Origin of the sequence: Undibacterium sp. SXout20W (assembly GCF_049340285.1) — a bacterium.
Lineage (GTDB): Bacteria > Pseudomonadota > Gammaproteobacteria > Burkholderiales > Burkholderiaceae_D > Undibacterium.
Window position 1 is genome coordinate 1 of sequence record NZ_JBMPPH010000029.1, and the last position, 22,824, is coordinate 22,824.

Annotated in this window: 17 protein-coding genes; 5 read left to right on the forward strand and 12 right to left on the reverse strand. The window is 46.6% G+C overall.

Features of this window, described 5'->3' with window-relative positions; genetic code table 11:
* The first annotated feature begins 415 nt into the window (after positions 1–415).
* The 3 genes from ACO0K1_RS14090 to ACO0K1_RS14100 all read left to right on the forward strand — a co-directional run bounded on the left by ACO0K1_RS14090 (position 416) and on the right by ACO0K1_RS14100 (position 1,725).
* Positions 416–793, forward strand: coding sequence for a hypothetical protein (locus tag ACO0K1_RS14090; protein ID WP_423026780.1), 378 nt, complete (start codon positions 416–418; stop codon positions 791–793).
* Between the two features lie 67 nt (positions 794–860).
* Complete coding sequence (locus ACO0K1_RS14095; protein ID WP_423026782.1) at positions 861–1,217, forward strand: hypothetical protein; 357 nt, start codon at positions 861–863, stop codon at positions 1,215–1,217.
* A 64-nt stretch (positions 1,218–1,281) separates the two neighbouring features.
* Positions 1,282–1,725, forward strand: a complete 444-nt coding sequence (locus ACO0K1_RS14100; protein ID WP_423026783.1) for a hypothetical protein — start codon at positions 1,282–1,284, stop codon at positions 1,723–1,725.
* 225 nt (positions 1,726–1,950) lie between these two features.
* On the opposite strand, the gene ACO0K1_RS14105 is transcribed toward ACO0K1_RS14100, so the two are convergent.
* Complete coding sequence (locus tag ACO0K1_RS14105) at positions 1,951–4,191, reverse strand: molybdopterin cofactor-binding domain-containing protein (RefSeq protein WP_423026785.1); 2,241 nt, start codon at positions 4,189–4,191, stop codon at positions 1,951–1,953.
* Positions 4,188–4,679 carry a (2Fe-2S)-binding protein gene (locus ACO0K1_RS14110; RefSeq protein ID WP_423026787.1) on the reverse strand — a complete coding sequence of 164 codons (492 nt, stop codon included), beginning with the start codon at positions 4,677–4,679 and terminating at the stop codon, positions 4,188–4,190. Before ACO0K1_RS14110 ends, ACO0K1_RS14105 begins: the two co-directional genes overlap by 4 nt.
* Before the next feature lie 320 nt (positions 4,680–4,999).
* Between ACO0K1_RS14110 and ACO0K1_RS14115 the strand changes: the two genes are divergently transcribed.
* The gene (locus ACO0K1_RS14115) at positions 5,000–5,263 is read left to right on the forward strand and encodes a TIGR03643 family protein (RefSeq protein WP_423026789.1); all 264 of its coding nucleotides are present in this window, start codon (positions 5,000–5,002) and stop codon (positions 5,261–5,263) included.
* A 177-nt stretch (positions 5,264–5,440) separates the two neighbouring features.
* Here ACO0K1_RS14115 and ACO0K1_RS14120 read toward each other — a convergent pair whose 3' ends face one another.
* The 4 genes from ACO0K1_RS14120 to ACO0K1_RS14135 form a co-directional block, all read right to left on the reverse strand.
* Positions 5,441–8,746 carry an amidohydrolase family protein gene (locus tag ACO0K1_RS14120; protein WP_423026791.1) on the reverse strand — a complete coding sequence of 1,102 codons (3,306 nt, stop codon included), beginning with the start codon at positions 8,744–8,746 and terminating at the stop codon, positions 5,441–5,443.
* A 251-nt stretch (positions 8,747–8,997) separates the two neighbouring features.
* On the reverse strand, positions 8,998–10,140 hold the full coding sequence (locus ACO0K1_RS14125; protein WP_423026793.1) for a CaiB/BaiF CoA transferase family protein: 1,143 nt from the start codon (positions 10,138–10,140) through the stop codon (positions 8,998–9,000).
* Positions 10,141–10,245: 105 nt separating this feature from the next.
* Positions 10,246–11,388 (reverse strand): acyl-CoA dehydrogenase family protein, encoded by a 1,143-nt coding sequence (locus tag ACO0K1_RS14130; protein ID WP_423026795.1) that lies wholly within the window; start codon positions 11,386–11,388, stop codon positions 10,246–10,248.
* 18 nt (positions 11,389–11,406) lie between these two features.
* Positions 11,407–12,591: a lipid-transfer protein gene (locus ACO0K1_RS14135; RefSeq protein ID WP_423026797.1), complete on the reverse strand. Its 1,185-nt coding sequence runs from the start codon at positions 12,589–12,591 to the stop codon at positions 11,407–11,409.
* A 272-nt stretch (positions 12,592–12,863) separates the two neighbouring features.
* Here ACO0K1_RS14135 and ACO0K1_RS14140 point away from each other — a divergent pair, with 272 nt between their 5' ends.
* A complete protein-coding gene (locus tag ACO0K1_RS14140; protein ID WP_423026799.1) occupies positions 12,864–13,499 on the forward strand; it encodes a TetR/AcrR family transcriptional regulator in 636 nt (211 codons plus the stop codon).
* 158 nt (positions 13,500–13,657) lie between these two features.
* Here the strand turns inward: ACO0K1_RS14140 and ACO0K1_RS14145 are convergent, their stop codons facing one another.
* From ACO0K1_RS14145 to ACO0K1_RS14170, 6 genes are all read right to left on the reverse strand, one after another.
* Entirely contained in the window at positions 13,658–13,804 is a 147-nt protein-coding gene (locus tag ACO0K1_RS14145; RefSeq protein ID WP_423026801.1) for a hypothetical protein, read from the reverse strand.
* Positions 13,805–14,015: 211 nt separating this feature from the next.
* The gene (locus tag ACO0K1_RS14150; protein ID WP_423026803.1) at positions 14,016–17,081 is read right to left on the reverse strand and encodes an efflux RND transporter permease subunit; all 3,066 of its coding nucleotides are present in this window, start codon (positions 17,079–17,081) and stop codon (positions 14,016–14,018) included.
* An 11-nt stretch (positions 17,082–17,092) separates the two neighbouring features.
* Positions 17,093–18,220: an efflux RND transporter periplasmic adaptor subunit gene (locus ACO0K1_RS14155; protein WP_423026805.1), complete on the reverse strand. Its 1,128-nt coding sequence runs from the start codon at positions 18,218–18,220 to the stop codon at positions 17,093–17,095.
* Between the two features lie 59 nt (positions 18,221–18,279).
* On the reverse strand, positions 18,280–19,830 hold the full coding sequence (locus tag ACO0K1_RS14160) for an efflux transporter outer membrane subunit (RefSeq protein WP_423026807.1): 1,551 nt from the start codon (positions 19,828–19,830) through the stop codon (positions 18,280–18,282).
* Between the two features lie 405 nt (positions 19,831–20,235).
* Complete coding sequence (locus tag ACO0K1_RS14165; RefSeq protein ID WP_423026809.1) at positions 20,236–21,180, reverse strand: AEC family transporter; 945 nt, start codon at positions 21,178–21,180, stop codon at positions 20,236–20,238.
* A gap of 201 nt (positions 21,181–21,381) precedes the next feature.
* Positions 21,382–22,812: an aldehyde dehydrogenase family protein gene (locus ACO0K1_RS14170; RefSeq protein WP_423026811.1), complete on the reverse strand. Its 1,431-nt coding sequence runs from the start codon at positions 22,810–22,812 to the stop codon at positions 21,382–21,384.
* Positions 22,813–22,824: the final 12 nt, after the last annotated feature.

A 22,824-nucleotide genomic window follows, 5' to 3' on the forward strand; every position in this document is an offset into this window, starting at 1 on the left:
TGGGTAAGATGTGTGTATGTCATTTCGGGCAACTTTGACTTGGAGGTCTGGAAGGCCGGATGCTACTGCATCTTCCCACCTTTAACCATTTATCTTCAGTTGCACTTCATAGTTGAACTCGCGAATCATTAAAAACCAACTAAATCATTATTTGGGTATCGAACTTGAGGTAACGAATCTGCGCAACCGGAGTTTGGCGCGTGTCCCCGCATGCCCTGTTCTCGCATGAAAAATAGGAGGGAAATTCAGATCAAATCGACAAGCGCTAGTCGTTGGCATTGCTGTGAATTGGTTAATTAACGCTGGCATTTACTAGCTAGGCTTTTACTCTGGAAGTCAACAGCGTGTATACGAAACGTTCGAAAAATACACATTTCTGCCCTTGACACCAATAAGCAAAACGGATCCGTTGAAAATGAAAAATGAATTCACCTTTAACAGAAAAATGAAACTCATCGTTGTTTTGCTATCGACAGTTGTTTTAAACAATCCGGTATGGGCGTCAGATTTTCCCGAGGACGTGGCGACATTTCTAGCCGATCGTGAGTCTTGCGATCATTGGCGTGGAGAGGATGGTTATGATGCAGAACGACGAGCGGATATAGATTGGTCAATCTGTAACTCATGCACAGGTACTGATAAAAAACTTGCTCTTTTGAAGAAAAAATACCGTGACAACATATTAATTATAGAAAAACTTAATGAGTTGGAGCCAAAGATTGAACCAAAAAATAAAGCTAAGGCGAAACTTTTTTGCAGTAAAACACGCAAACCCTCGTGGTATGAAGAGTGAGATGTAATAGACTAGTCGCGGCCCGAGGTAGACACTTTCTTTAGTTTTGATTAAATTGGAAATATCGATGCGACGAGAACCAGCGATAGTATTGGCAACTGCCTTGTCAATTATTCCCGGCATTTTCATTTCCAACTTTGGCGCTGCAGAAGCAAAATATGGAATCATATTGATATTGATGAATATGTCTATGTATTGTGTAATGGTAGTGATGATCTTGGCTTTACTTCCGATGTTACTTTCTGCTTTTAAATTTTATTCACTGCGCGTTTATGTATTCACCGGTCTAATTTGCTCGCTATTACTTTACGCATTAATTTTGCAAGTTGCTGATCATTGGCTAAGTGGACTAGCGGACGCAATAAGTCTGTTTTCTGCGTTTTTGCTTGTACCGGCACTTGAACTCATCGGGGCAAAACGTTGAACAAGTTAGCAGGGGCAACGCATAATTCCATCAATGAAATCTCTGCTATAACGCCTAACTAACAATGAAAATATTAAAATTAATCGGCTGCATAATTTTGGGTTTATTTTCCGTCGCGCTAGTTGGTTTGTTGTGTCTCTTATCTATTTTCAAAGACGAAGGTAAGCCAAGTGTTGTTAGTTCAGTTGATATCGTTTCCCCGAATCATGAATGGATCGCAACTGAGGAAGTTATTGATAACGGCTTAGGTTTTGGTCAAGGGATGCTGTTTGACGAAATTCATATTCATCGCTTGGCGGAAAATTTTCATGACCATGGGGACGACGATACGTCGGTTGTTTTCTACGTCGATGTTGCGGGGGACAAAGGCGATCCTCCAAAAATTTCATGGATTGACCCAACACATATGATTATCACGTATGAAGATTCGAGGCATAACAAAAGAAGTCAACCAGGCAAGAGGATTAAGGTTTTTCGTGGAATTGATATCGAGTACAAGAATTTATAAATCCAATTGAAACACTCGGCGAATTAATTTGCATCAATTTGATGACAGCAATGTAAATTCCTGACTGCTGCCTAAGGCCGCACACATAGACCATCCCCCAAAAACATCAACCACAGCAATCCGCTTTTACCGGCCAGGTCTTCAAAATTAAAAAATCATTTTTCTCAATTGACGGACTTTTGGAATGCAAATGAGCGATACCTTTGGGTGAAGATACCGCTAAAGTTATGACCAACTCAAATCGGTTCGACTCAATGGCAACTGCCTCACCCGCTTGCCCGTTGCAGCAAAAATCGCGTTACAAACGGCAGGGGCCAGTGGCGGGAATGCGGGTTCGCCTAGACCGGTCACCGGAAAATCCGTTTTCAAAAAATGTACGTCAATACGCGTCGGTGTTTGCGGCATGCGAAGTAACGGGTATTGATGAAAATTACTTTGTACTATGGCGCCGCTGGCGATATTTAATTCCGGGTACATCAATGTGCTAAGTCCGTCGATGACGGAACCTTGTACCTGATTTTCAGCACCACTAAGATTGACGATCTGTGAACCGATGTCAGACACGACCACCACGCGATCAACCGTGAGCTCGCCTTTTTTTGAAACAGTAACTTCGGCAACTTCGGCGATATAGCCGCGATGACTAAAATAGCACGCCATACCTTGGCCTTGCCCGCGCTGAAACGTGCGTTGACCCCACGACGATTTTTCGGCAGCGTGTTGCAAGACGTGCTTCATACGAGCGACGTTGTAGGAAACGCCTCGATCACCGGTTGCTTGCATAATTTCTTTATCACCGAGAAGTTCTAAGCGAAATTCCAATGGATCTCGGGAAGCAGCGTGCGCTAACTCATCGATAAAGCTTTGGAAGACCCAAGCGAACACATTACTTCCTGGCGCACGCCACGGACCCATCGGTATGCTACATTCCAATGCAGTTTGTTCCATCAGACAATTTTTAACCCAACGACCTGGAAATTCATCAGTGTTTAGGGACCCACCGCTACCGGGCTGCAAGATACTTTGCCCCTCTTTTTGTATCCGGTTGGCAAAGGTGACAAAGTGATTATGCCAAGCTGACACACGACCTTTTTCATCCAGCGCACCGCGCAGAAAATGAAATCCACCTGCTCGGAAATGATCGTGCTGCATGTCATCTTCACGCGACCAAGTCAACTTAACCGGCGCCTTGACGCACTGTGCAATTGCGGCGGCTTCGATGACGTAATCAGCGCTGAGCCTGCGCCCAAATCCACCACCACTCCGTGTAATGTGGAGCGTGATTTTTTCTTTAGGAATGTGCAGTGTTGATGCGATGAGGTCTTGTCCGGCAGCGGGATTTTGCGTTGGCACCCACAACTCCATCGTGCCAACTTCGGCATTGAACCACGCTGTGCAATTTTGCGGCTCCATGCTGGCGTGCGAGATAAACGGATAGCTGTAAGCCGCTTCAACGGTACTCACGGCTTTATTAAACGCAGTACTTACGTCACCGTCATTGCGTAAGATCGTCTCACCTGGCTGACGCGATTTGGATTGTGCTTGCGAGACAAAATTCTCCCAATTATCGGCCGCACCCCTACCTTCATCCCAAACAACGTTCAATTTTTTGCGCGCACTGAATGCCGACCACGTCGAATTAGCAACAATCGCAACCCCCGACATTAAGCCACGCGGGTTATTAGGAACTCCATCAATAATGAAGGCATCGTGCACACCCGGTAAGGCTTTGATTTCAGCTAAATTGGCGCTGAGTGCTTTGCCGCCTAATACGGGGCATTTAGCAAAACTAGCGTACAACATGCCGGGAAGCTTTGTATCGATGCCAAATAGTGGTTTACCTGAGACGATCGCTGCGTTGTCTACGCCACCGATACGAGTACCTAAAATTTTATACTCTGACGGGTTTTTCAGCACGACAGATTTTGGATCTGGCACAGGTAATTTCGATGCAGACACGACCAAGTCAGCATAGCTGACACGACGACTCGTTTTATCGTGTAACACCGCGCTATCCGCCGCCCGGCATTCAGCAACGGGTACCGCCCATTTTTGGGCCGCAGCCGCAATCAACATGGTACGCACCGTCGCACCGAGACGATGAAAGTCATTGTAGTTCGTCGGCGTAGAGGTTGAACCGCCGGCACTTTGGCTTCCGTAGATAGGATTCAAATCACCTTGAATGATCTGTACATCTTTCCAGTTAACCTCAAGTTCTTCGGCGATCACCATTGGCAGTGAGGTTTTAATCCCTTGACCAATTTCAGGTTGCTTGGAAATAATCGTCACGCGCCCATCAAGTGCAATGCGAATAAACGCATTCGGTGTAAAGTCTGATGAATCCCCTCGCGCCTTACTAATCTGCGCTAGTGCACCAGAACCGTAAATACCTAATACCAAACCACCAACAACTGAATGGCGCAGAAAATCCCTACGGGACAAGCTTTGAGGTGATTTTCTGTTCATTTTTTACTCCCGGCGGATTTCGGGGTGGTCAGACTAATCTCCGCCGCACGATGAATACCGGCACGAATTCGCAAATACGTTGCGCAGCGACATAAGTTACCGGCCATCGCCGTATCAATATCAGCGTCGTTGGGGTGTGGATTGGATTTGAGTAGCGCAACAGCACTCATGATCTGACCTGCCTGGCAGTAGCCACACTGCGGAACATCAAGTTCCTGCCATGCTTGTTGCAGCGGATGTTGGGTGTGGCGATCCAAACCTTCGATGGTGGTGACTTTGCGTTGACCAACTGTTGAAACTGGCAGTAAGCAAGAGCGACCAGGCACACCGTCAACATGCACAGTACAGGCACCACATTGCCCAACACCACAACCGTATTTAGTACCAACCAGACCGATGGTATCGCGCAAGACCCAAAGCAAAGGCGTATCCGGATCGACATCGACCTTATGCTTCTCACCATTTATATGCAGTACAAAGCTTTTCATGACGGCGTGCCTTAAAAAAGTAGTCAAGTAATTATAGTCCGGTTGACACTTTGCCTTAGTGCAGCCATTGAAACGTAATGTTGTCGTGAAGTTGCTTTGGGAATCTTAAATAACGGCGTAGTCTACCTCCCCTTACACCACGTTTTGCAAAGACGCCAATAAAGATCGCCCATGCAGAAAAAGATTCCACTTAACTTTAAGATAGCGTTGATGCCCTGGCCTGACTTGTCACGTAAATCGCGATACATATAAAAATGTTACACTCAAGTAACGTGAAACCTACGAGCAGTTTTACCTGACAACTACCCTCAAAGCTTAATATGGTCCCATTGAATCTTAATCCAGTACAAATCTCCCGCATTATTGAAATGGCTTGGGAAGATAAAACGACTTTTGAGGCAATTAAAGTTAATTTTGGATTAACAGAATCAGAAGTGATCAAACTCATGCGCAGCGAACTAAAACCTGGTTCGTTCGCATTATGGCGCAAGCGTGTGACCGGGAGAACATCAAAACATGGTGGTCTGCGCGATTACAAAGTGACCAAAGCTTTTAGCCCGTCTCAATATAAAGTAACGCGGTAGTATTGATCATAAATAACGCACAAGTGAAGCAAAAGTGCAGCAAAAGTGACTCAATAAAATGGTCATTAGATAGCTTCGATAACACTATCTATCATTGATCGTCACCCTATAAAAAAACCCCACAAACATTGTTCGTGAGGTTTTTGGAACAACAAAAAACAAAACCAAGCAAAGCGATCAATCACCGCCGTGGGTATACTCCGCGGCACTGACTGGTGCATTAACGCCAGATTTTCCTTCAAAGAAAAATGGCTGGCGTGCTTTCTTAGTTGTGCCAGTTTCATTCATCGTTGCCGTGTCATACAAACGACCGTTCAGGACTACCTGGGTCACGCGATCCGATTGACGAATGTCGTGTAAAACATCTCCATCAACAATCATCAGATCTGCCAGCTTACCGACTTCAAGAGAACCGACGTCTTTATCCAGACCCAGATAACGTGCACCGTTGATGGTGGCGCTACGTAAGGCTTGCAGCGGTGTCATTCCACCACGTACCAGACTCCACATTTCCCAATGCGCAGCGAGGCCTTCACGTTGACCATGCGCACCCAGATTGACAGGTACACCAGCGTTTTGCAGTTTGGTAGCAACTTCAGCGGCGCGGAAGACGTTGTAATCTTCTTCAGGTGCGATTTCACGACGGACGCCGCGTGACTCCAGTACGGTGCGCGGTACATATTTAGATAGCAAAGGATGTTTCCAGACATCGGTATGTGCGTACCAATAATGTTCTCCATCCAGACCGCCATACGCAACCCCCAGCGTTGGCGTGTAGCCCACCTGGGTTTGTGACCACAATTGCGTCACATCGTCGTATACCTTCACCACTGGGAGCGCATGTTCAACGCCGGTATGACCATCGATCACCATCGTCATATTGGCTTGGAACAAGGAACCGCCTTCTGGTACCACCATCATCTCTGTTTCACGCGCCGCTTCCAGCACTTGTTGACGTTGATCGCGGCGAGGTTGGTTATAGCTCTTCACCGAAATTGCGCCGAGAGCTTTCTGACGTTTCAAGTGCGTCAACGCATCATCGAGATTATTCACGACTGCCGAAAAATTCGCCTTGGCACCATACAAAATCGTACCCGTGGAAAAAATGCGTGGCGCGACAACGACGCCTGCTTTTTGCATTTCACTGTGCGAGAAAATTTCATTGCTGTCGTTCGATGGATCATGCAACGTCGTCACGCCAAAGGCTAGAGAGGCGTAATCGATCCAACTTTGTTGAGGAATAATACCGCCCTCACCCATACCGCCATGCCAATGGACATCAACCAGACCAGGCAAAACAGTCTTGCCTGTGGCATCAATTTGTGTTGCTCCTGCCGGAACAGCAATATCACTTGCCTTACCAATTTGAGTAATCCGATTATCGACAATGACAATGCGGCCGTTTTCGATCACTTCGTCACCGCGCATTGTTGCGATACGGGCACCGGAAATCACCGTTGTACCATGTGGTTTGTCAGTGGTCTCGGAAAAGCCAATCTTGACGCCATGTTCAGTTGGTTTAGGCAATTCGGCAGATGCGCCGGGTATGAAAGCGAAAGCATCTTTCAGATCACGCGTGAACAATTCGCCACCCAATGAAAAATGAATTTGTTTGCTATCGCCAGACCAATGCAGATACTGCCCGGCATTGATATCTAATTGCTTAACAGGCAGCGAGTCCATTTTTGCGCCTATCGTAATTGCCTTACCAGCCACAGGCAAAGGTGTTACGTAAGCGTGAAAACGCTCACCAAATGCGAGCCACTGTCCATCTGGCGAGATGGCGAACTCACCCGCGAATTCACTCGTTGCGACTGCTTGCTCAGGTTTGCCGTCCAGAGAAATCTTCACCAGTGAAGTAGTCCAGTCCACTTCACTCGTGTATTTGGTACGGCTGACAAAAACTTCTTTTGAATCTTTACCGAACTGCGGCGCACTGCCTTCCTCGGTCAGTAAACGCACTGGAGATTTTCCATCAGCATCTACCACATACACACCCGTTTCCAAACCGTACCATGGGGTCGTCAGGTAGCCCCCTTTAGACTTCACAAAAACGACTTGCTTACCATCAGGAGAGTAACGCGCTTGTGTATATTTTCCAGGCCGGCTGGTCAAAATGGTTTCTTTACCACTGCCAATATTGATACTACGCACTGAACCCGTCTTTTGATCATCCCAGGTCGTGAAGACCACATTTTTTCCATCACGAGAAAAACTTGGAAAATACTCAAAATAACTGTTCTGCTTGGATAAACGACGAGGGGTACCATTCGGCAAATCACGGATATAAAGGTGCCCTAAAGCAGAATAAACGACCTTATCACCTTGCGGTGCGACATTCACCGAACGTAATTGATGAACTTCAAACTGGTCTGGCGCTACCGCATGTGGAAAACGCAGCGCAGAGCGGATTTCTCGCGTATCTTTAACGTGAAAAGGAATTTCTGTTGCTTTTTGCGCAAAGGGGTCAAGGCGCCAGATCTTACCTTGCGCCCATACAACGATTTCTTTACTGCCTGGCATCCATGCAAACGATGGATAGACACCTTGCACAGCCCAAGATTCTTGCATGTCACGTTCTAACTGTGGCCATGCTGCAACTTCTTCACCGGTATCGAGATTTTTTAAGAACAGAGTCGATTGATTGCGGATACGACGCACAAATGCCAGATATTTACCATCCGGCGAAGGCACAGGACGTACGGCGCCACCTGGGCCGCTGACAATTGCTTTGACCTTGCCATCGTGTAAATCTTTACGGAAAATTTGGTAAATCTGACCATTTGAGTCTTTGTTATATTCAAATGAAGTGCCTTCGGTCGTATCTTGTGAATAGTAGACGTAACGCCCATCAGGTGAAAAAGCGGGTTCACCTAAATCTTTTTGCCAATTCGGTTTTTCATTCAATTGCACCCCTGAACCGCCGCTCGTGTGGTACATCCAAATTTCACCTGAACCGAGGGAACGCGTACCGCTGTAGTGCTTGCGAGCAGCGATGTATTGCCCGTCCGGACTCCAGACCGGGTTATTCAACATACGGTAATCTTCTTTGGTAACGGCATGCGGATTGCTGCCGTCAATATTCATCACCCAGATATTGTCACCACCACCCGCATCCGACATGTAGGCGAGCTGCTTGCCATCGGGAGAAAATTTAGCCTGCATTTCCCAGGCAATCGAATGCGTCAAAGGTTTTGCTTCGCCGCCTTTGATAGGCAATAAATATAAGTCGCCTAACAAATCAAAAACTACCTGTTGGCCATCCGGACTGACATCAACGCTCATCCAAGTGCCGGTATGCGTATCAATATTCACAGACTTCGATTCACCTGGTGGATGATTAACATCCCATTTTTTGGCTTCGGCTTCTGGCTTAGCGTCCGGCTTGGACGTATCAGCAGCGAATCCAGCTGCGGCTGGAAAACACATCATGATGGCGATGACGCCGGGCAATAAGCCGGGCAATAAATTTGAACTACGCATACGCTCTCCCCTGTTTTATTTTGCCGCACAATTGATGGACGGATTAGCGTATTCTGATACATCGCCATGCCAGAAGTTCCTCCAACAACAATTTCCGGAGAATGTTTGTGCAATCATTGCTAGCACGGAAGAAAATCGCGTACTTTAAACGCGAAATAAATTAAATTCTTTGTCTAAATTTATTGCCTGAATTTATTACATGGATTTATTACCTGAATTCATTAGCTGAATTCATTACCAGAATTTATTACCTACAGGTGTTGAAATTGCCGAACCAGATTTTCACTCACTCCCCAGTCTTGTAAAATCTCCCGACTATGCTGTCCCGGACGTGCAGGTGGTGGAGGGACTTCTGCCGCTGTCCGGCTAAAGCGTGGAGCGGGTGCCGGTTGCTGTACGCCATCGATCTCCATAAAATTCCCACGTGCCAAATTATGGGGATGCTGCGGTGCCTCATTCATATCCAATACCGGAGCGAAGCAGACATCGGTTCCTTCCAATATTTCACACCACTGGTCGCGCGTTTTTGAGGCGAATAAAGCGGCAAACTTTTGCTTCAATACAGGCCAGGATATCGCGTCCATCTGCGCGTGAAACGAGGAGTCCTGCACTTCAGTCAATTTCAATAACAAGGCATAAAACTGTGGCTCTATCGCGCCAATTGTGATGAACTTACCATCAGCACACGCATAACTATCGTAGAACGGTGCACCACCATCCAATAAATTAGCACTTCGCTCTGATCCCCAGGCACCAAATTGTTTGAAGCCGTAGATCATCGCCCCAAGTAACGCAGAACCATCCACCATGGCCGCATCCACTACTTGGCCAAGACCAGACTTTTGCGCTTCTAGCGCAGCACAAACAACACCAAATGCCAACATCATTGCACCGCCGCCAAAGTCCGCCACCAAATTTAATGGCGGCGGCGGTGGCGTGTCTGCACGCCCCATTGCATGCAACATCCCAGTCAACGCCAAATAATTGAGGTCGTGTCCAGCCGCGTGCGCCAACGGGCCATGTTGTCCCCATCCAGTAATCCGACCATAAACCAACTTTGCATTACGTGTCAGACAGATATCCGGCCCCAATCCTAAACGCTCCATGACACCAGGCCTGAATCCTTCGAGCAAAATATCTGCTTTATCGATCAGTTCCAGCAATACGGCCTGATCAGCAGATTGCTTCAAATCTAAAGCCAAAGATCGCCGACCACGCGCCAACACATCGTATTTTGTACCGAGAATAGGAAAAGCGGTCTTCTCACCAGGCTTCGTCTTTCTATCAATCCGGATGACTTCAGCCCCCATATCCGCCAACATCATCGCAGCAAAAGGACCTGGCCCCAAGCCGACCATTTCAACGACACGCAAACCAGTTAATGGACCACTCATGCATAGACTCATTTCAAAAAAACGACGAAAAATGGATTCATACTTTGCTCTTTCACGCCTGCGCATAGCCAAGGCACCTGCATTGCTTGCTCCCTTCTCAGACGATCAAAGTGAGCGTGAAATAATCTCTTTCATGATCTCATTTGCACCACCATAAATCCGTTGTACTCGCGCATCAACGTACATTTGCGCGATTGGGTATTCCAGCATATAGCCATAACCACCGAACAATTGCAGGCACTGATCAATCACTTTACATTGCAAATCCGAAATCCAATATTTCGCCATTGAGGCAAGTTCAGTATCCATGCGACCTTCCAGCATATCGACGATGCAACGATCAATAAAAGTACGCGCAATGGTTGCTTCGGTTTTGATTTCAGCCAATACAAAACGCGTATTCTGCATCTCAATCAAGGCCTGTCCGAATGCCTTACGTTCGCGTGTATGCTCAATCGTCAAACGCAAAGCGCGCTCGATAGCGGCGACACCGGCGACACCAAGAATCGTACGTTCATAAGGAAGCTCTGTCATCAATTGATAGAAACCTTTTCCTTCGACGCCACCTAACACTGCATCTGCAGGCACCCGCACGTCGTCAAAAAATAATTCGCATGTATCCTGACCTTTTTGACCAATTTTTTCCAGAATACGGCCAACTCTATAGCCTGGACAATTTTTGGTCTCGACCAAGATCAACGAAACGCCTTTACTACCAGCATCCGGATCAGTCTTTGTCACAACAACGACCAGATCGGCAAGATACCCATTCGAAATAAAAATCTTAGAACCATTGATGCGATACGTATCACCATCGAGTACTGCACTAGTTCGTATCCCTTTTAGATCTGAACCAGCGCCAGGTTCAGACATTGCAATCGCAGCGACCATCTCGCCACTGGCCAATAAGGGAAGGTATTTTTTCTTCTGGGCCTCTGTACCTTGATTCAAAATGTAATGAGCAACGATCGCATGTACATGAATTCCGAATGCCATATCACCCGCGTAACTTAACTCTTCAAAGACGATCGCCTGATGAGAAAAATTGCCACCTGAACCACCATATTCTTCCGGAATATCCGCCAGCAACATCCCCATCTCGCCACCCTTAAGCCAAAGCTCGCGATCAACGTGCTGCTGCTTTCGCCAACGTTCTTGATGGGGCGTCACTTCTGCGTCAACAAAGCGACGAATCGCGTCACGAAAACTGTCCAGCTCAGGGCTCATCCATGGTGAAGTGTAATTCATGTCATTTTCTCTCAATACTTAGGATTGACGGTACATTGTGACCACGCACGCGCCACCCAGTCCCAGATTATGTTGCAACGCGATTCGCGCACCCTGCACTTGACGGTCGCCAGCATTGCCCCGGAGTTGTTGAGTGAGCTCAAAACATTGTGCCAGTCCAGTTGCACCAAGAGGATGTCCTTTGGATAGCAAGCCACCTGAAGGATTTGTGACAACGTTACCGCCGTAAGTATTATCACCATCGTCAATAAACTTCTCAGCGCCACCTTCAGGACACAAGCCCAAAGCTTCATAAGTAATCAATTCGTTATGAGCAAAGCAATCATGTAATTCGACCACATCAAGATCAGCAGGGCCAATCCCAGTTTGGGCATAGACCTTGGCAGCAGCTTCTTTGCTCATATCATAGCCAACAACTTGCATCATGTCGTCAGTATTAAAAGTACCCGGCTTGTCTGTCGTCATTGCCTGCCCTGCAATGTAGACCTGCATATTAAGTCTATGCTGTTGTGCGAATTTTTCGGAAACCAGTACCGCTGCCGCTGCGCCACAAGTTGGGGGACACGCCATGAGTTTCGTCATCACACCCGGCCAGATCGTCGTCGCGTTCATCACGTCGTCCGCAGTCACAACTTGCTTAAAGAGAGCCAAGGGATTATTCGCTGCATGACGACTGGCTTTCGCGCGAATTTTTGCAAAGGACTCCATCGGGGTACCATATTTCTGCATGTGACTTAAGCCTGCGCCACCAAAATAGCGCAGTGCCAAGGGCAATTGCGACATGCCAACCAACTTTTCAGTGACCGCATCGAAATCATCAAAGGGACTAGGCCTGTCCTGAAAAATTGAACCTAACGCACCGGGACTCATTTGCTCAAAACCAAGTACCAGGACACAGTCAACAGCGCCACTCGCGATGGCTTGTCTTCCTAAAAACAACGCTGTAGAGCCAGTCGAGCAATTATTGTTCACATTGACAATCGGGATACCGGACATGCCCACCTGGTATAAGGCTTTTTGCCCTGCAGTCGAATCACCATAGACGTAACCAACGTAGGCTTGTTCGATATCGTCGTAAGTTAATCCTGCATCCGTCAAAGCCAATTTAGCTGCCGCTGCCCCCATCTGGTCATATTTAGCACTGTTACCAGGTTTGGCAAAAGGAATCATTCCAACTCCTGATACATAGACTTGCTGACTCATAAGCGTCTCCGATTTTTATTCATGTTTTGTGTTTATTCGATGACTCCACATCACTATCAGAGTGGAATTATTTTTCCAACCACATAGTTGAATGTGACTATTTCATCATTTAATTATAAAATAATAGGTCAACTGACCAATAAAGTGAAAATTATAGGTCATGCGTACTATTTGTCAATCGATATTCATTGCTGGCCAAAGGCGTATGCAATAATCTAAATTCAAAACAGACTTACTTCAAACAGAATTACTTCAAACAGAATTACTTCGATATGCCTAACGCCCTTAAAACCTCACTCAAAAACAAAGCCTCAAGCACAACAGAAAAAGGCCTGGAGCGGGTCAGCGAGATCGTCGACGCCGCGCGAAATATTCTTGCTTCTGAAGGGTATGCTGGGCTATCCATGCGTAAAGTCGCCGTTGAAGTGGGTATCAGTCTAAGCAACGTCCAACATTATTTCCAAAGTAAAGACTTGCTGATGGAAGCGGTATTACTGATGACAATGAATCAATTCCAAGAAAAGCTCGACACGATCACCATTACAATGGAGCAACAACCGCGCATCGAACAACTCAATTCGGCGATTAGTATGTTTTTGGAAGAACTCAGCAATCCCGTTACATACGGCATGTTTTTTGAAATTTGGGCACTCGCCGCACGTAATGATTTTGCCTCTAAATTAATGGACAAAATGATTGCTCGCGAGCGCAAAGCAATCTTTAAATTGATACAGGGTTTGAACCCTGCCATTTCGGATGAAGAATATAAGTTAAGAGCGACCTTGGTCGTTGCCCAGGTAGAAGGTTTGATGCTGTTTCGCTACCATCGCCAAACGCAAAAAAATGAAATGCTTGCAGTGCATGCCGCATTAAAGAAATCTATTATCGGATTAGCGAGCGTCGCTTGATTTTCATTCTTTTAAAGATAAGATTGTCCAAAACGATCCTAATAGCCTCCTGAAATAGCCTCCTTATTGTGCCATTTTTGTATCCTGTTAATTACGTCCTGTTAATTACGTCCTGTTAATTACGTCCTGTTAATTACTTCCTGTTAATTACGTCCCGTTTATTGCTTACCGTTTGTTGCGCCCCATTTAATATATAAATCGATCGCTCCTTGCAGAACCAAGACGCGTGCGGCCCGGCAGCCGCTTAGCTTTCTTGCTTCGCCAAGAAAGCTAAGCCAGAGAAGGCGACGCTGAGACTTTGCCATGCGGGCATCATCACTGCGTGTCGTCACCATTTGTCTAAAGCGGTAAAAGTCAAACTTTTAATCACTCTGAGTTTCTACTTTCCACATCATCGATCGGCCTGGTGTACTCATGCTATTTCCCCAGAATATGCTTGAGAAATAATTTAAAAGACCAATTGAACATAAAAAAACCCGCCAGATGATTGGCGGGTTTTGAATGCAATAAACCAGATCAAGTTGGAGTCGTTACCGGTGCTCCTACAATTTCTGTTGTTGCTTCAGCCTCGTGTTTACCTGAAATGAATACATACATCGCAGGAACAACAAATAAGGTGAACAGTGTACCGATAGACAAACCAGTGAAAATCACCAATCCCATTGCATGACGGCCTGCAGCACCTGCGCCGGAAGCAATCACTAAAGGCACCACGCCGAACACCATCGCTGCCGTTGTCATCAGAATCGGACGCAAACGTTCACCCGCAGCCTCTTCAATCGCAGCACGTTTGCTCAGTCCTTTTTTACGCAACTGATTGGCAAACTCAACGATCAAAATACCGTGCTTACTAATCAAGCCCATCAGTGTTACCAAACCAACCTGGGTATAAATATTGACGGATGAGAAGCCCCAGAAAATAAAGATCATCGCACCAAACAATGCTAATGGTACAGAAACCAGAATAATCACAGGATCACGGAAACTTTCAAACTGTGCTGCTAATGCCAGGAAAACGATAATCACAGCAAACGCCATTGTGATCAGGAAGCCACCAGATTCGCTCATAAACTGACGTGATTGACCAGAATAATCTACGGTATAACCAGTTGGTGCGATCTCCTGAACCAGCCCTTTCAAGTAACCTAGTGCCTCATCCTGAGAAACACCAGCGACACCAGAAATCGTTGCCGAATTGAGCTGCTGGAAGCGATTAATCGCTTCAGGCACAACGCTTTGTGAGAAATGTGCCACGGTACTTGCAGGTATCATCGTGCCAGAAGGTGTACGGATATTGAAATCCAGCAAATCATCAGGATTCAAACGATCAACTTGCTGCACTTGCGGAATCACTTTGTATGAACGGCCAGCGATCGAGAAGTAATTGACATAACCTCCTCCCAGCGCCGCCCCCAAAGCTTGTCCAACACCCTGCTGCGTCATTCCTAACGCAGTAATCTTGTCGCGATCAAGCTCCAGTGTCGCTTGCGGCTTATCCAATTTCAAATCAACGTCCATGAAATAGAACTTGCCGGAAGCGCGTGCTTTGTCCATCACCTGCTGAACAATGGTATTCAAATTTTCAAACGGTTCCGTCGTCGTGATCAAAAATTGCACTGGCAAACCCGACGAGCCTGGTAGAGCCGGGAATTGGAACGCCGCAATACGCGCACCAGCAATTTTATTCCACTTCGCTTGCAAGTCTTTTTGAATTTCCTTTGCGCTGCGTGAACGCTCACCCCAGTCTTTTAGCAAAACACCGCCGATACCTGCGTTCGTGGTTGGCACGCCGGTAATCTGAAACATTTGCTTATATTCGGGCATATCATGTCCGACCTTAAACACTTGATCAGCGTAGGTCTGCATCTGATCCGAGGTCGCAGTTGGTGCGCCAACTACCTGCGACAATACGATGCCTTGGTCTTCTTCTGGCGCTAGTTCAGACTGCGACATTTTAAACATCAAACCGAGGCAAGCAATCAGAATCAAACTCATCACGATCAGCACTTGCCATGTATTGAGCAAGCTATGCAAAATACGCAAGTAAGTACTGCGAACGCGCTCAAAAGTATGATCGATAAACTTAACGAAACGCCCTTCATTCTGATCTGCTGAGAAAAAGCGCGAGCACATCATCGGTGACAAGGTTAAGGCCACCACGCCGGAGACCGCCACAGAACCAGCCAATGTAAAAGCAAATTCCGTAAACAAAGCCCCCGTCAAGCCGCCCTGAAAACCAATTGGCACATACACCGCGACCAATACAACGGTCATCGCTAAAATTGGCCCGCCAAGTTCACGCGCTGCGATCAACGAAGAATCGAGAATGGATTTACCTTCTTTCATGTGACGATCGACGTTTTCTACCACAATAATCGCATCATCCACCACCAGACCAATCGCCAACACCAAAGCAAGCAAAGTCAGCAAGTTGATCGAATAGCCAAACATCAGCATCACAAAGAAAGTACCAATCAGTGACAATGGCATTGCAATCACTGGCACCATCACCGCTCTGAAACTACCCAGGAACAGGTAAATCACCACCGTCACAATCAGCAGTGCTTCGAGCAAAGTTTTAACCACTTCCTCAATCGACGTATTAATGAACTCCGTGGAGTCATAGACGATTTGCCCTGTCAAGCCGTTTGGCAATTGCGACTGGATAGGTGGAAATGCATTACGAACGCGCTTTGCTACATCCAGAATATTTGCCTCTGGTGCTACTTTGATACCAATAAACACCGAGCGAACGCCGCTAAACGCCACGTTAAAATCATAGTTTTCAGAACCTAAAGTCACCGTCGCCACGTCTTCGAGGCGAACAATCGCATCACCGTTTTGTTTGACGGCCAATTTTTTAAACTCTTCGACAGAGTGTAAATCCGTACCAGCCGTTAACGGTACTGTGACCATCTGCCCTTTTGAAGCGCCTAACGCCGTCAAGTAGTTATTGCTGGTCAAAGCTGCACTTACATCGGCCGCTGTCACACCCATCGCGGTCATCTTTTTGTTGTCCAACCACGCGCGCAACGCAAATTGACGGGCGCCTAACAACTCCGCAGTCTGGACACCATCAATCGAATCCAGCTTAGGCTTAACCACCCGAATCAAAAAGTCGGTAACGTTGTTAGTTGGCAATGTATCGCTGTAAAAACCCATGTACATCGCATCGGTAGTCTGACCGGTTTGCACTGTCATTACTGGTGCTTGAGCCTGCGCCGGCAATTGGTTTTTAACTGAATTTACTTGCGTATTAATTTCAGTCAAAGCACGGTTGGCGTCATAGTTTAAACGCAAAGTCGCAGTGATCGTTGATACACCACTAGTGCTTGACGACGACAAATAATCAATCCCCTGCGCTTGCGCAATCGCCGATTCCAGAGGTTGCGTAATAAAGCCGGCGACCGTCTGTGCATCAGCACCATAGTAAGCCGTAGAAACCGTCACCACCGCATTTTGCGTACGTGGGTATTGATTGATAGGCAAACTAAATAAAGATCGCAAACCGAGAACGACAATCAGCATGCTCACCACCATGGCGAGCACCGGACGCCGGATAAAAATATCGGTAAATTTCATCGTAGCTCCTGTTAGTGTTCTTGCGGAGTTGGATTCGGGCTATTTTTTGGTTGCACAGAATTATCGATCAGCACTGGCGTACCATTTTTTAACTTAAGTTGACCGCTGGTAACAACAAGCTGTCCAGCCTGAATACCTGTCAGCACGGCAACCTGATCACCACGGGTCCCGCCAGTCGTTACAAACACCTGTTGTGCAACTTTAATCGCTTCACCCTTGTCGTCTTTTTTATCGCCATCTTTGATCACGAACACTGTAGATCCATATGGGTTATAGGTAATGGCTGTTTGCGGTAAGGTGATGAATTTATTTTTATCACCGACATCCAGCGCGACATTTGCAAACATGCCTGGCAACAATAATTGTTTTTGATTACTTAATGTCGCTTGCACTTGCACATTGCGGCTAGCGGTGTCAATTTTTGGGTTAATCGAACTGACCTGACCAGCGAAATCCTGTCCAGCAAAAGCATCGCTAGAGATTTTCAGATTCTGACCAACTTTCAGCGAACTGATTTGCTTTTGTGGTACAAAGAAATCGATATACACCGGATCAATGGTCTGCAAAGTCACTAACTTATCACCAGTATTAATAAACTGACCCGGATTAACAGTAGTAATGCCCAATCGACCATTGAAAGGAGCACGAATAGATTTTTTCTCGACCGTCGCTGTTTGTTGCGCAACCTGCGCACGTTTGTTTTTCAAGTCAGCTGCATCTGCATCGACTTGTGCCTGACTGACACCTTCCGCTGCCAATTGCGCCTGATCACGCTTGAGTACCGTAGCGGATAATTCAGCTGCGGCTTCAAGAGCATGTAATTGGGCAATGTCGGAATCGGCATTTAATTGAATTAAGAGATCGCCACGTTTGACGTTCTGACCGGATTTAAACGCTACTTCGCGCACCAGACCAGTCACCTCGGAGCTAATATCAACACCACGAAATGCAGTGACTGTTCCCACGGCAGAGATTTGTGGTTGCCACTCAAGTACTTCCGCTTTCGCCGCGGAGACGGTCTGCGCTCCGGGTTTAGGTGCATTGGCGATTAACTGTTTAATTTGCAGAAACTTGCCGAAAGCCAAAGCAGCAATCAACAAAACCACGCAGCCTAGCATAATGAACATACGCTTAGTCATGAATACTTCCCCTTACAATTCAAAATTCAAAATTCAAATAGAAATTCGATCTGGTTTGATTACTGTGACACTTTATCAGCGGTGGTTTCTGTTTTAGAGATATCCGCTAGTTCTGGCCTATTCCACCAACCGCCACCCATTGCCTGAAATAAAGCAGCGGTGTCGGCATAGCGATTTGCTTGTGCCTGAACCAGATTGATTCGCGCAGACTGATAAGTCCGCTTCGCATCCAATAAAGCGAGAGAGCTGACGCCACCTAATTTGTATTGCTTATAGGTTAAGTCCAAAGTATCTTTCGCCAACGCTTCGACGGCGGCTTGCTGCTTCAATGTTTGTGCATCAAGCTCCAACGCGCGTAAAGTATCCGCCACGTTTTGGAATGCAGTTAAAACAGTCGACCGGTATTGAGCCGCAGCTTGATCGTAAGCAGCCTCTGATGCCCGACGCTTTGCAGACAAGGCTCCGGCATTAAATATCGGCGCAACTAGTCCACCGCCCAAGCTCCAGAAACTCATTGAGTTTTTAAACAAATTACTTGTTTCAGGGGAGGTAAAGCCGTAACTACTGGACAAAGCAAACTGTGGATACTGATTTGCCGTTGCCACCCCGACTTGCGCACTCGCTTGATGCAACAAGCTTTCTACTGCGCGAATATCGGGACGCTGACGTACCAACGCCGATGGCACAGAGACGGGCAGCTCTTGTGGCAGTTGAAGGTTTTCAAGTCGGAACTCAGGCATCGCTGCATCGCCAGGTAATTTACCGGCAAGGACGGCTAATTGATTACGAGTCTGATCGAGCGCTTTTTGTATCGCCGGCATACTCGCACGAGTTTGTGCGACGAGATTGCGTTGAGAAAGTAAGCTCGACTTTGGAATGGCGCCAACCTTGAATTGTTTTTCAATCACTTCTAATTGGCTACTTTGGGCATCGAGGATTTCTTGTGTTGCTTGCAGTTGTGAACGGAACGACGCTTCGCGAATCGCTGTTGTAACAACGTTGGCGGTCAATGTTAAGTAAGTTGCTTCCACTTGAAACCGTTGATAATCGACACCGGCCTGTAAACTCTCAAGCCCTCGTTTATTTGCACCGAACACATCCACCGAGTAAGACACGTTGACGGACGCATTGTATAAATTCAAGGTTTTACCGCCGGGAATATTGGTCGATACAGCAGAAGCATGTTCACGCTGTGCCTGCAGGTTACCTGTTACGCTTGGGTAAAGCACGGCATCTGACTGCGAGTTATAACTTTCTTGTGCCTGACGTAATGCGGCCTGGGCGGACGCCAGATTAGGATTATGTTTTAGCGATTCACGGATCAATTTATCGAGTGCATCAGAATGGAAAACTTCCCACCATGCGGCAGAGATATCTTGTCCGCTCGATAATTTTTGCGATTGACCTGCAAACGTCTCAGCACTTGCTGTTTCTTTTACGGCTGCGCCACCAGTATAAGAATACTGGTCAGAGCTGACGGGCGCTGATGGGGAACTGAAATTCGGACCCACTGCACATCCACTCATTAATAGTCCTGCAGCCAGCGCCCCACTTGTTCCTCGCGCCAGCACAGACAAAGGACTTTTCTTGCATATCCTTGTTTTATTCAATTTTCACACTCCTGAAATACACAAATAAGTTGGGAATGATAAATTGAGCCTTAAACAACTGACTCAAAAGTCATTAACATGATACATCAGATTTTAAATCGCAACTTGGACAAGGCAAAAAAACTCCATACTTATTAAGATTGAATGGGAGTGTACTTTTATTTTTCTTATTTTTGGAGCGCGGTAGGCAGTTGAAATTAGTAAAAGTCCTTTAAGTTTGCCTTAATTGAGAGAAAAATGGCAAGCGCATTTGAGTAAGATCAATACGTATAACAACGAAAATTGTCAGGAGACTGCCAACTTTAAGAAATACGTTGATTGAGAGTCAACGCGAACAGGGTTCACCCTGTTTGCGCATCGATAATTTTAATTCTTTTCAGCAATAACTATAAAAAGTAAAAGCGTTCAGCCCATCGACCAATGAGAAATAACAATCGCTGCGAGCAATAGCACAAAAGACAGTACGGTCGACGCAAACAAAGCGATACCAACCAATTCGTACTCAGTTTTTGCCTGCGCATCTTTTGCAGAAAAAACTAAAATATTGGCAGCAATGGGAAGCGCGGCAAATAATATATAGATCTTCGCATCCAACGATGTTAATAAATGGATCGCCAGCAAAAAGGTTTGCAAACCAAATGTCAAAACCAAAATACAAATAAAACGCAGACCCAACAACTTAGAAAGCAATGCCCAAGGAACACTCCGGAAACGTGTGTGCGCTATACTCATTCCTACCAATCCCATACCGCAAATAGAAGTCAACATACTTCCAAGCTTTAACAAAGGACCGGCGCTTTCAAGGATCGAATGCGCCGAATCGACAAAGGACAAACGTAGGCATAATCCAAAACCAACGGCGTAAATCGACGGTATCTTCATCAACTTACGAACGCCTTTTGTCAGACTAGCGCCATCCGCTGTTGCTAATGAATAACCAATGGTATTGCCAAATAACATTCCACCGACATAAAACGCTGTCATTATCGCTGCGCCTTCCGCCCCATAGACAGCCTGGACAATCGGAATGCCGAACCAACCTATATTTAAATAGCTAAACAAACAGGAAACCATACCGGCCGTCAGGCGTTCAGAAAATTGATTTCTGAAACAATATCCCAAGGCCGCCAAGATACAGCTGGTAACCAACGCCAACAAAGTTAAGGTCATGAAATGTCCGGCATCCGAAGCCAGAGCGCCCTTAAAGACAGTAATAGGAATAAAAACAAAAAACAGGCAGTTGGCGACAAAACGTTCTTTGATGGGTGTAAAACGCTTAGCAAGAAAACCGGCTAATACGTAGACATAAGCAGGTGCTAATTTGCCGACAAGCAAAGAAATTGAAAACATATTCTGATTTTTTTCGCGATAGTATTAAAGAAGCAGGCACTTCAATATACCGTCGGGCATAAAAAAATGCGTGATCATTGTATAACGATCACGCAGGCACAGAAAAGAACAGTGCAGAACAGAACAGGCTGCTATTTGGAACCTAAATACTGCCATATCGATGTCATCGATAAGATCAGAATAAAAACGTCAGGATGAGATTTAGCCTAATGTATAACTCGTTTTGACCGTCGTATAAAACTCAATCGCCGCACTGCCTTGCTCTCGCGCACCATAACTTGAGCCCTTAGTGCCGCCAAACGGAACATGGTAATCAACACCTGCGGTCGGTACGTTCACCATCACCATGCCCGCCCGCGCGTGACGTTTGAAATGGGTCGCGTATTTTAATGAGGTCGTGCATATCCCCGCAGTCAAACCAAATTCTGTGTCATTGGCCAGTTGCAAAGCATGTTCATAATTTTTTGCCGGAATCACTGAAGCGACCGGCCCAAAAATTTCCTCACGCACATGCTGCATAGATGCGTCACAATCGACAAACAATGCTGGATTCAAAAAATAGCCGTCCGTAGCGCAACGTAAACGATCGCCGCCAAAGGCTAATTGTGCGCCTTCCGCTTTCGCCATATCGATGTAACGTAAATCCTGATCAAGCTGCGATTGATCAACGACCGGACCAATGTCGATCCCAGCCTCTAACGCATGACCAACTTTAATTGTCGCCAGTTTGTTTTTCATTGCTGCAACAAACGCCGGGTAGATCTGTTCATCCACAATCAGACGTGAGGATGCGGTGCAACGTTGCCCGGTAGAATAGAATGAGCCCTGAATCGCGGCATTCACTGCTTGATCCAGATCGGCATCTGCTAAGACGACAAGCGGATTTTTACCGCCCATTTCAAGCTGTACTTTGGCACGACGCGCTGCACACGCATTCAATACACGCTGACCGGTCCCGACCGAGCCCGTAAAGCTAATGGCATCGACACGCCGATCATTAGCCAATGCTTCGCCAACAATACGACCTGGCCCTGAAAGTAAATTAAAAACGCCTTCTGGCAATCCCGAGCGACTAATAATGTCAGCCAATGCCCACGCACTGCCTGGCACCAGTTCCGCTGGTTTTAAAATCACCGTATTCCCATATGCAATAGCAGGCGCCACTTTCCAGGCAGGGATAGCAATTGGAAAATTCCAGGGTGCGATGATACCAACGACGCCTACAGGTTCACGCGTTACATCCACATCGAGACCTGGACGAACCGACGCCAATTTATCGCCACGAATACGCAATGCTTCTTGCGCAAAAAATTTAAAAATAGCGGCAGCGCGTCCTACTTCGCCAATAGCCTCCGGCAAAGTTTTACCTTCTTCTCGGGCTAACAGCGTACCTAATTCTATTTTACGATCATTGATTTCGGTGCCGATCTTGTCCAACGCATCTGCGCGTTGTTGTGTTCCCGAATAACGCCAACTTTCAGCGGCACGGTGCGCAGCGGCAATGGCTAACTCTACTTGCTCCGCCCCTGCGCTTGCATACTCATCGATCACATCAGTACGATCTGATGGGCTTCTGCTCGTGATGATATTGGCGCCATCGAGCCAGGCACCGTTAATAAATAATTGCTTCATTGTATCTTCTCC

Bases quoted from the DNA above. Each gene is read 5' to 3' on its own strand.
- ACO0K1_RS14090 (WP_423026780.1), top strand. From the start codon at position 416: ATGAAAAATGAATTCACCTTTAACAGAAAAATGAAACTCATCGTTGTT.
- ACO0K1_RS14095 (WP_423026782.1), top strand. From the start codon at position 861: ATGCGACGAGAACCAGCGATAGTATTGGCAACTGCCTTGTCAATTATT.
- ACO0K1_RS14100 (WP_423026783.1), top strand. From the start codon at position 1,282: ATGAAAATATTAAAATTAATCGGCTGCATAATTTTGGGTTTATTTTCC.
- ACO0K1_RS14105 (WP_423026785.1), bottom strand. From the start codon at position 4,191: ATGAACAGAAAATCACCTCAAAGCTTGTCCCGTAGGGATTTTCTGCGC.
- ACO0K1_RS14110 (WP_423026787.1), bottom strand. From the start codon at position 4,679: ATGAAAAGCTTTGTACTGCATATAAATGGTGAGAAGCATAAGGTCGAT.
- ACO0K1_RS14115 (WP_423026789.1), top strand. From the start codon at position 5,000: ATGGTCCCATTGAATCTTAATCCAGTACAAATCTCCCGCATTATTGAA.
- ACO0K1_RS14120 (WP_423026791.1), bottom strand. From the start codon at position 8,746: ATGCGTAGTTCAAATTTATTGCCCGGCTTATTGCCCGGCGTCATCGCC.
- ACO0K1_RS14125 (WP_423026793.1), bottom strand. From the start codon at position 10,140: ATGAGTGGTCCATTAACTGGTTTGCGTGTCGTTGAAATGGTCGGCTTG.
- ACO0K1_RS14130 (WP_423026795.1), bottom strand. From the start codon at position 11,388: ATGAATTACACTTCACCATGGATGAGCCCTGAGCTGGACAGTTTTCGT.
- ACO0K1_RS14135 (WP_423026797.1), bottom strand. From the start codon at position 12,591: ATGAGTCAGCAAGTCTATGTATCAGGAGTTGGAATGATTCCTTTTGCC.
- ACO0K1_RS14140 (WP_423026799.1), top strand. From the start codon at position 12,864: ATGCCTAACGCCCTTAAAACCTCACTCAAAAACAAAGCCTCAAGCACA.
- ACO0K1_RS14145 (WP_423026801.1), bottom strand. From the start codon at position 13,804: ATGGCAAAGTCTCAGCGTCGCCTTCTCTGGCTTAGCTTTCTTGGCGAA.
- ACO0K1_RS14150 (WP_423026803.1), bottom strand. From the start codon at position 17,081: ATGAAATTTACCGATATTTTTATCCGGCGTCCGGTGCTCGCCATGGTG.
- ACO0K1_RS14155 (WP_423026805.1), bottom strand. From the start codon at position 18,220: ATGACTAAGCGTATGTTCATTATGCTAGGCTGCGTGGTTTTGTTGATT.
- ACO0K1_RS14165 (WP_423026809.1), bottom strand. From the start codon at position 21,180: ATGTTTTCAATTTCTTTGCTTGTCGGCAAATTAGCACCTGCTTATGTC.
- ACO0K1_RS14170 (WP_423026811.1), bottom strand. From the start codon at position 22,812: ATGAAGCAATTATTTATTAACGGTGCCTGGCTCGATGGCGCCAATATC.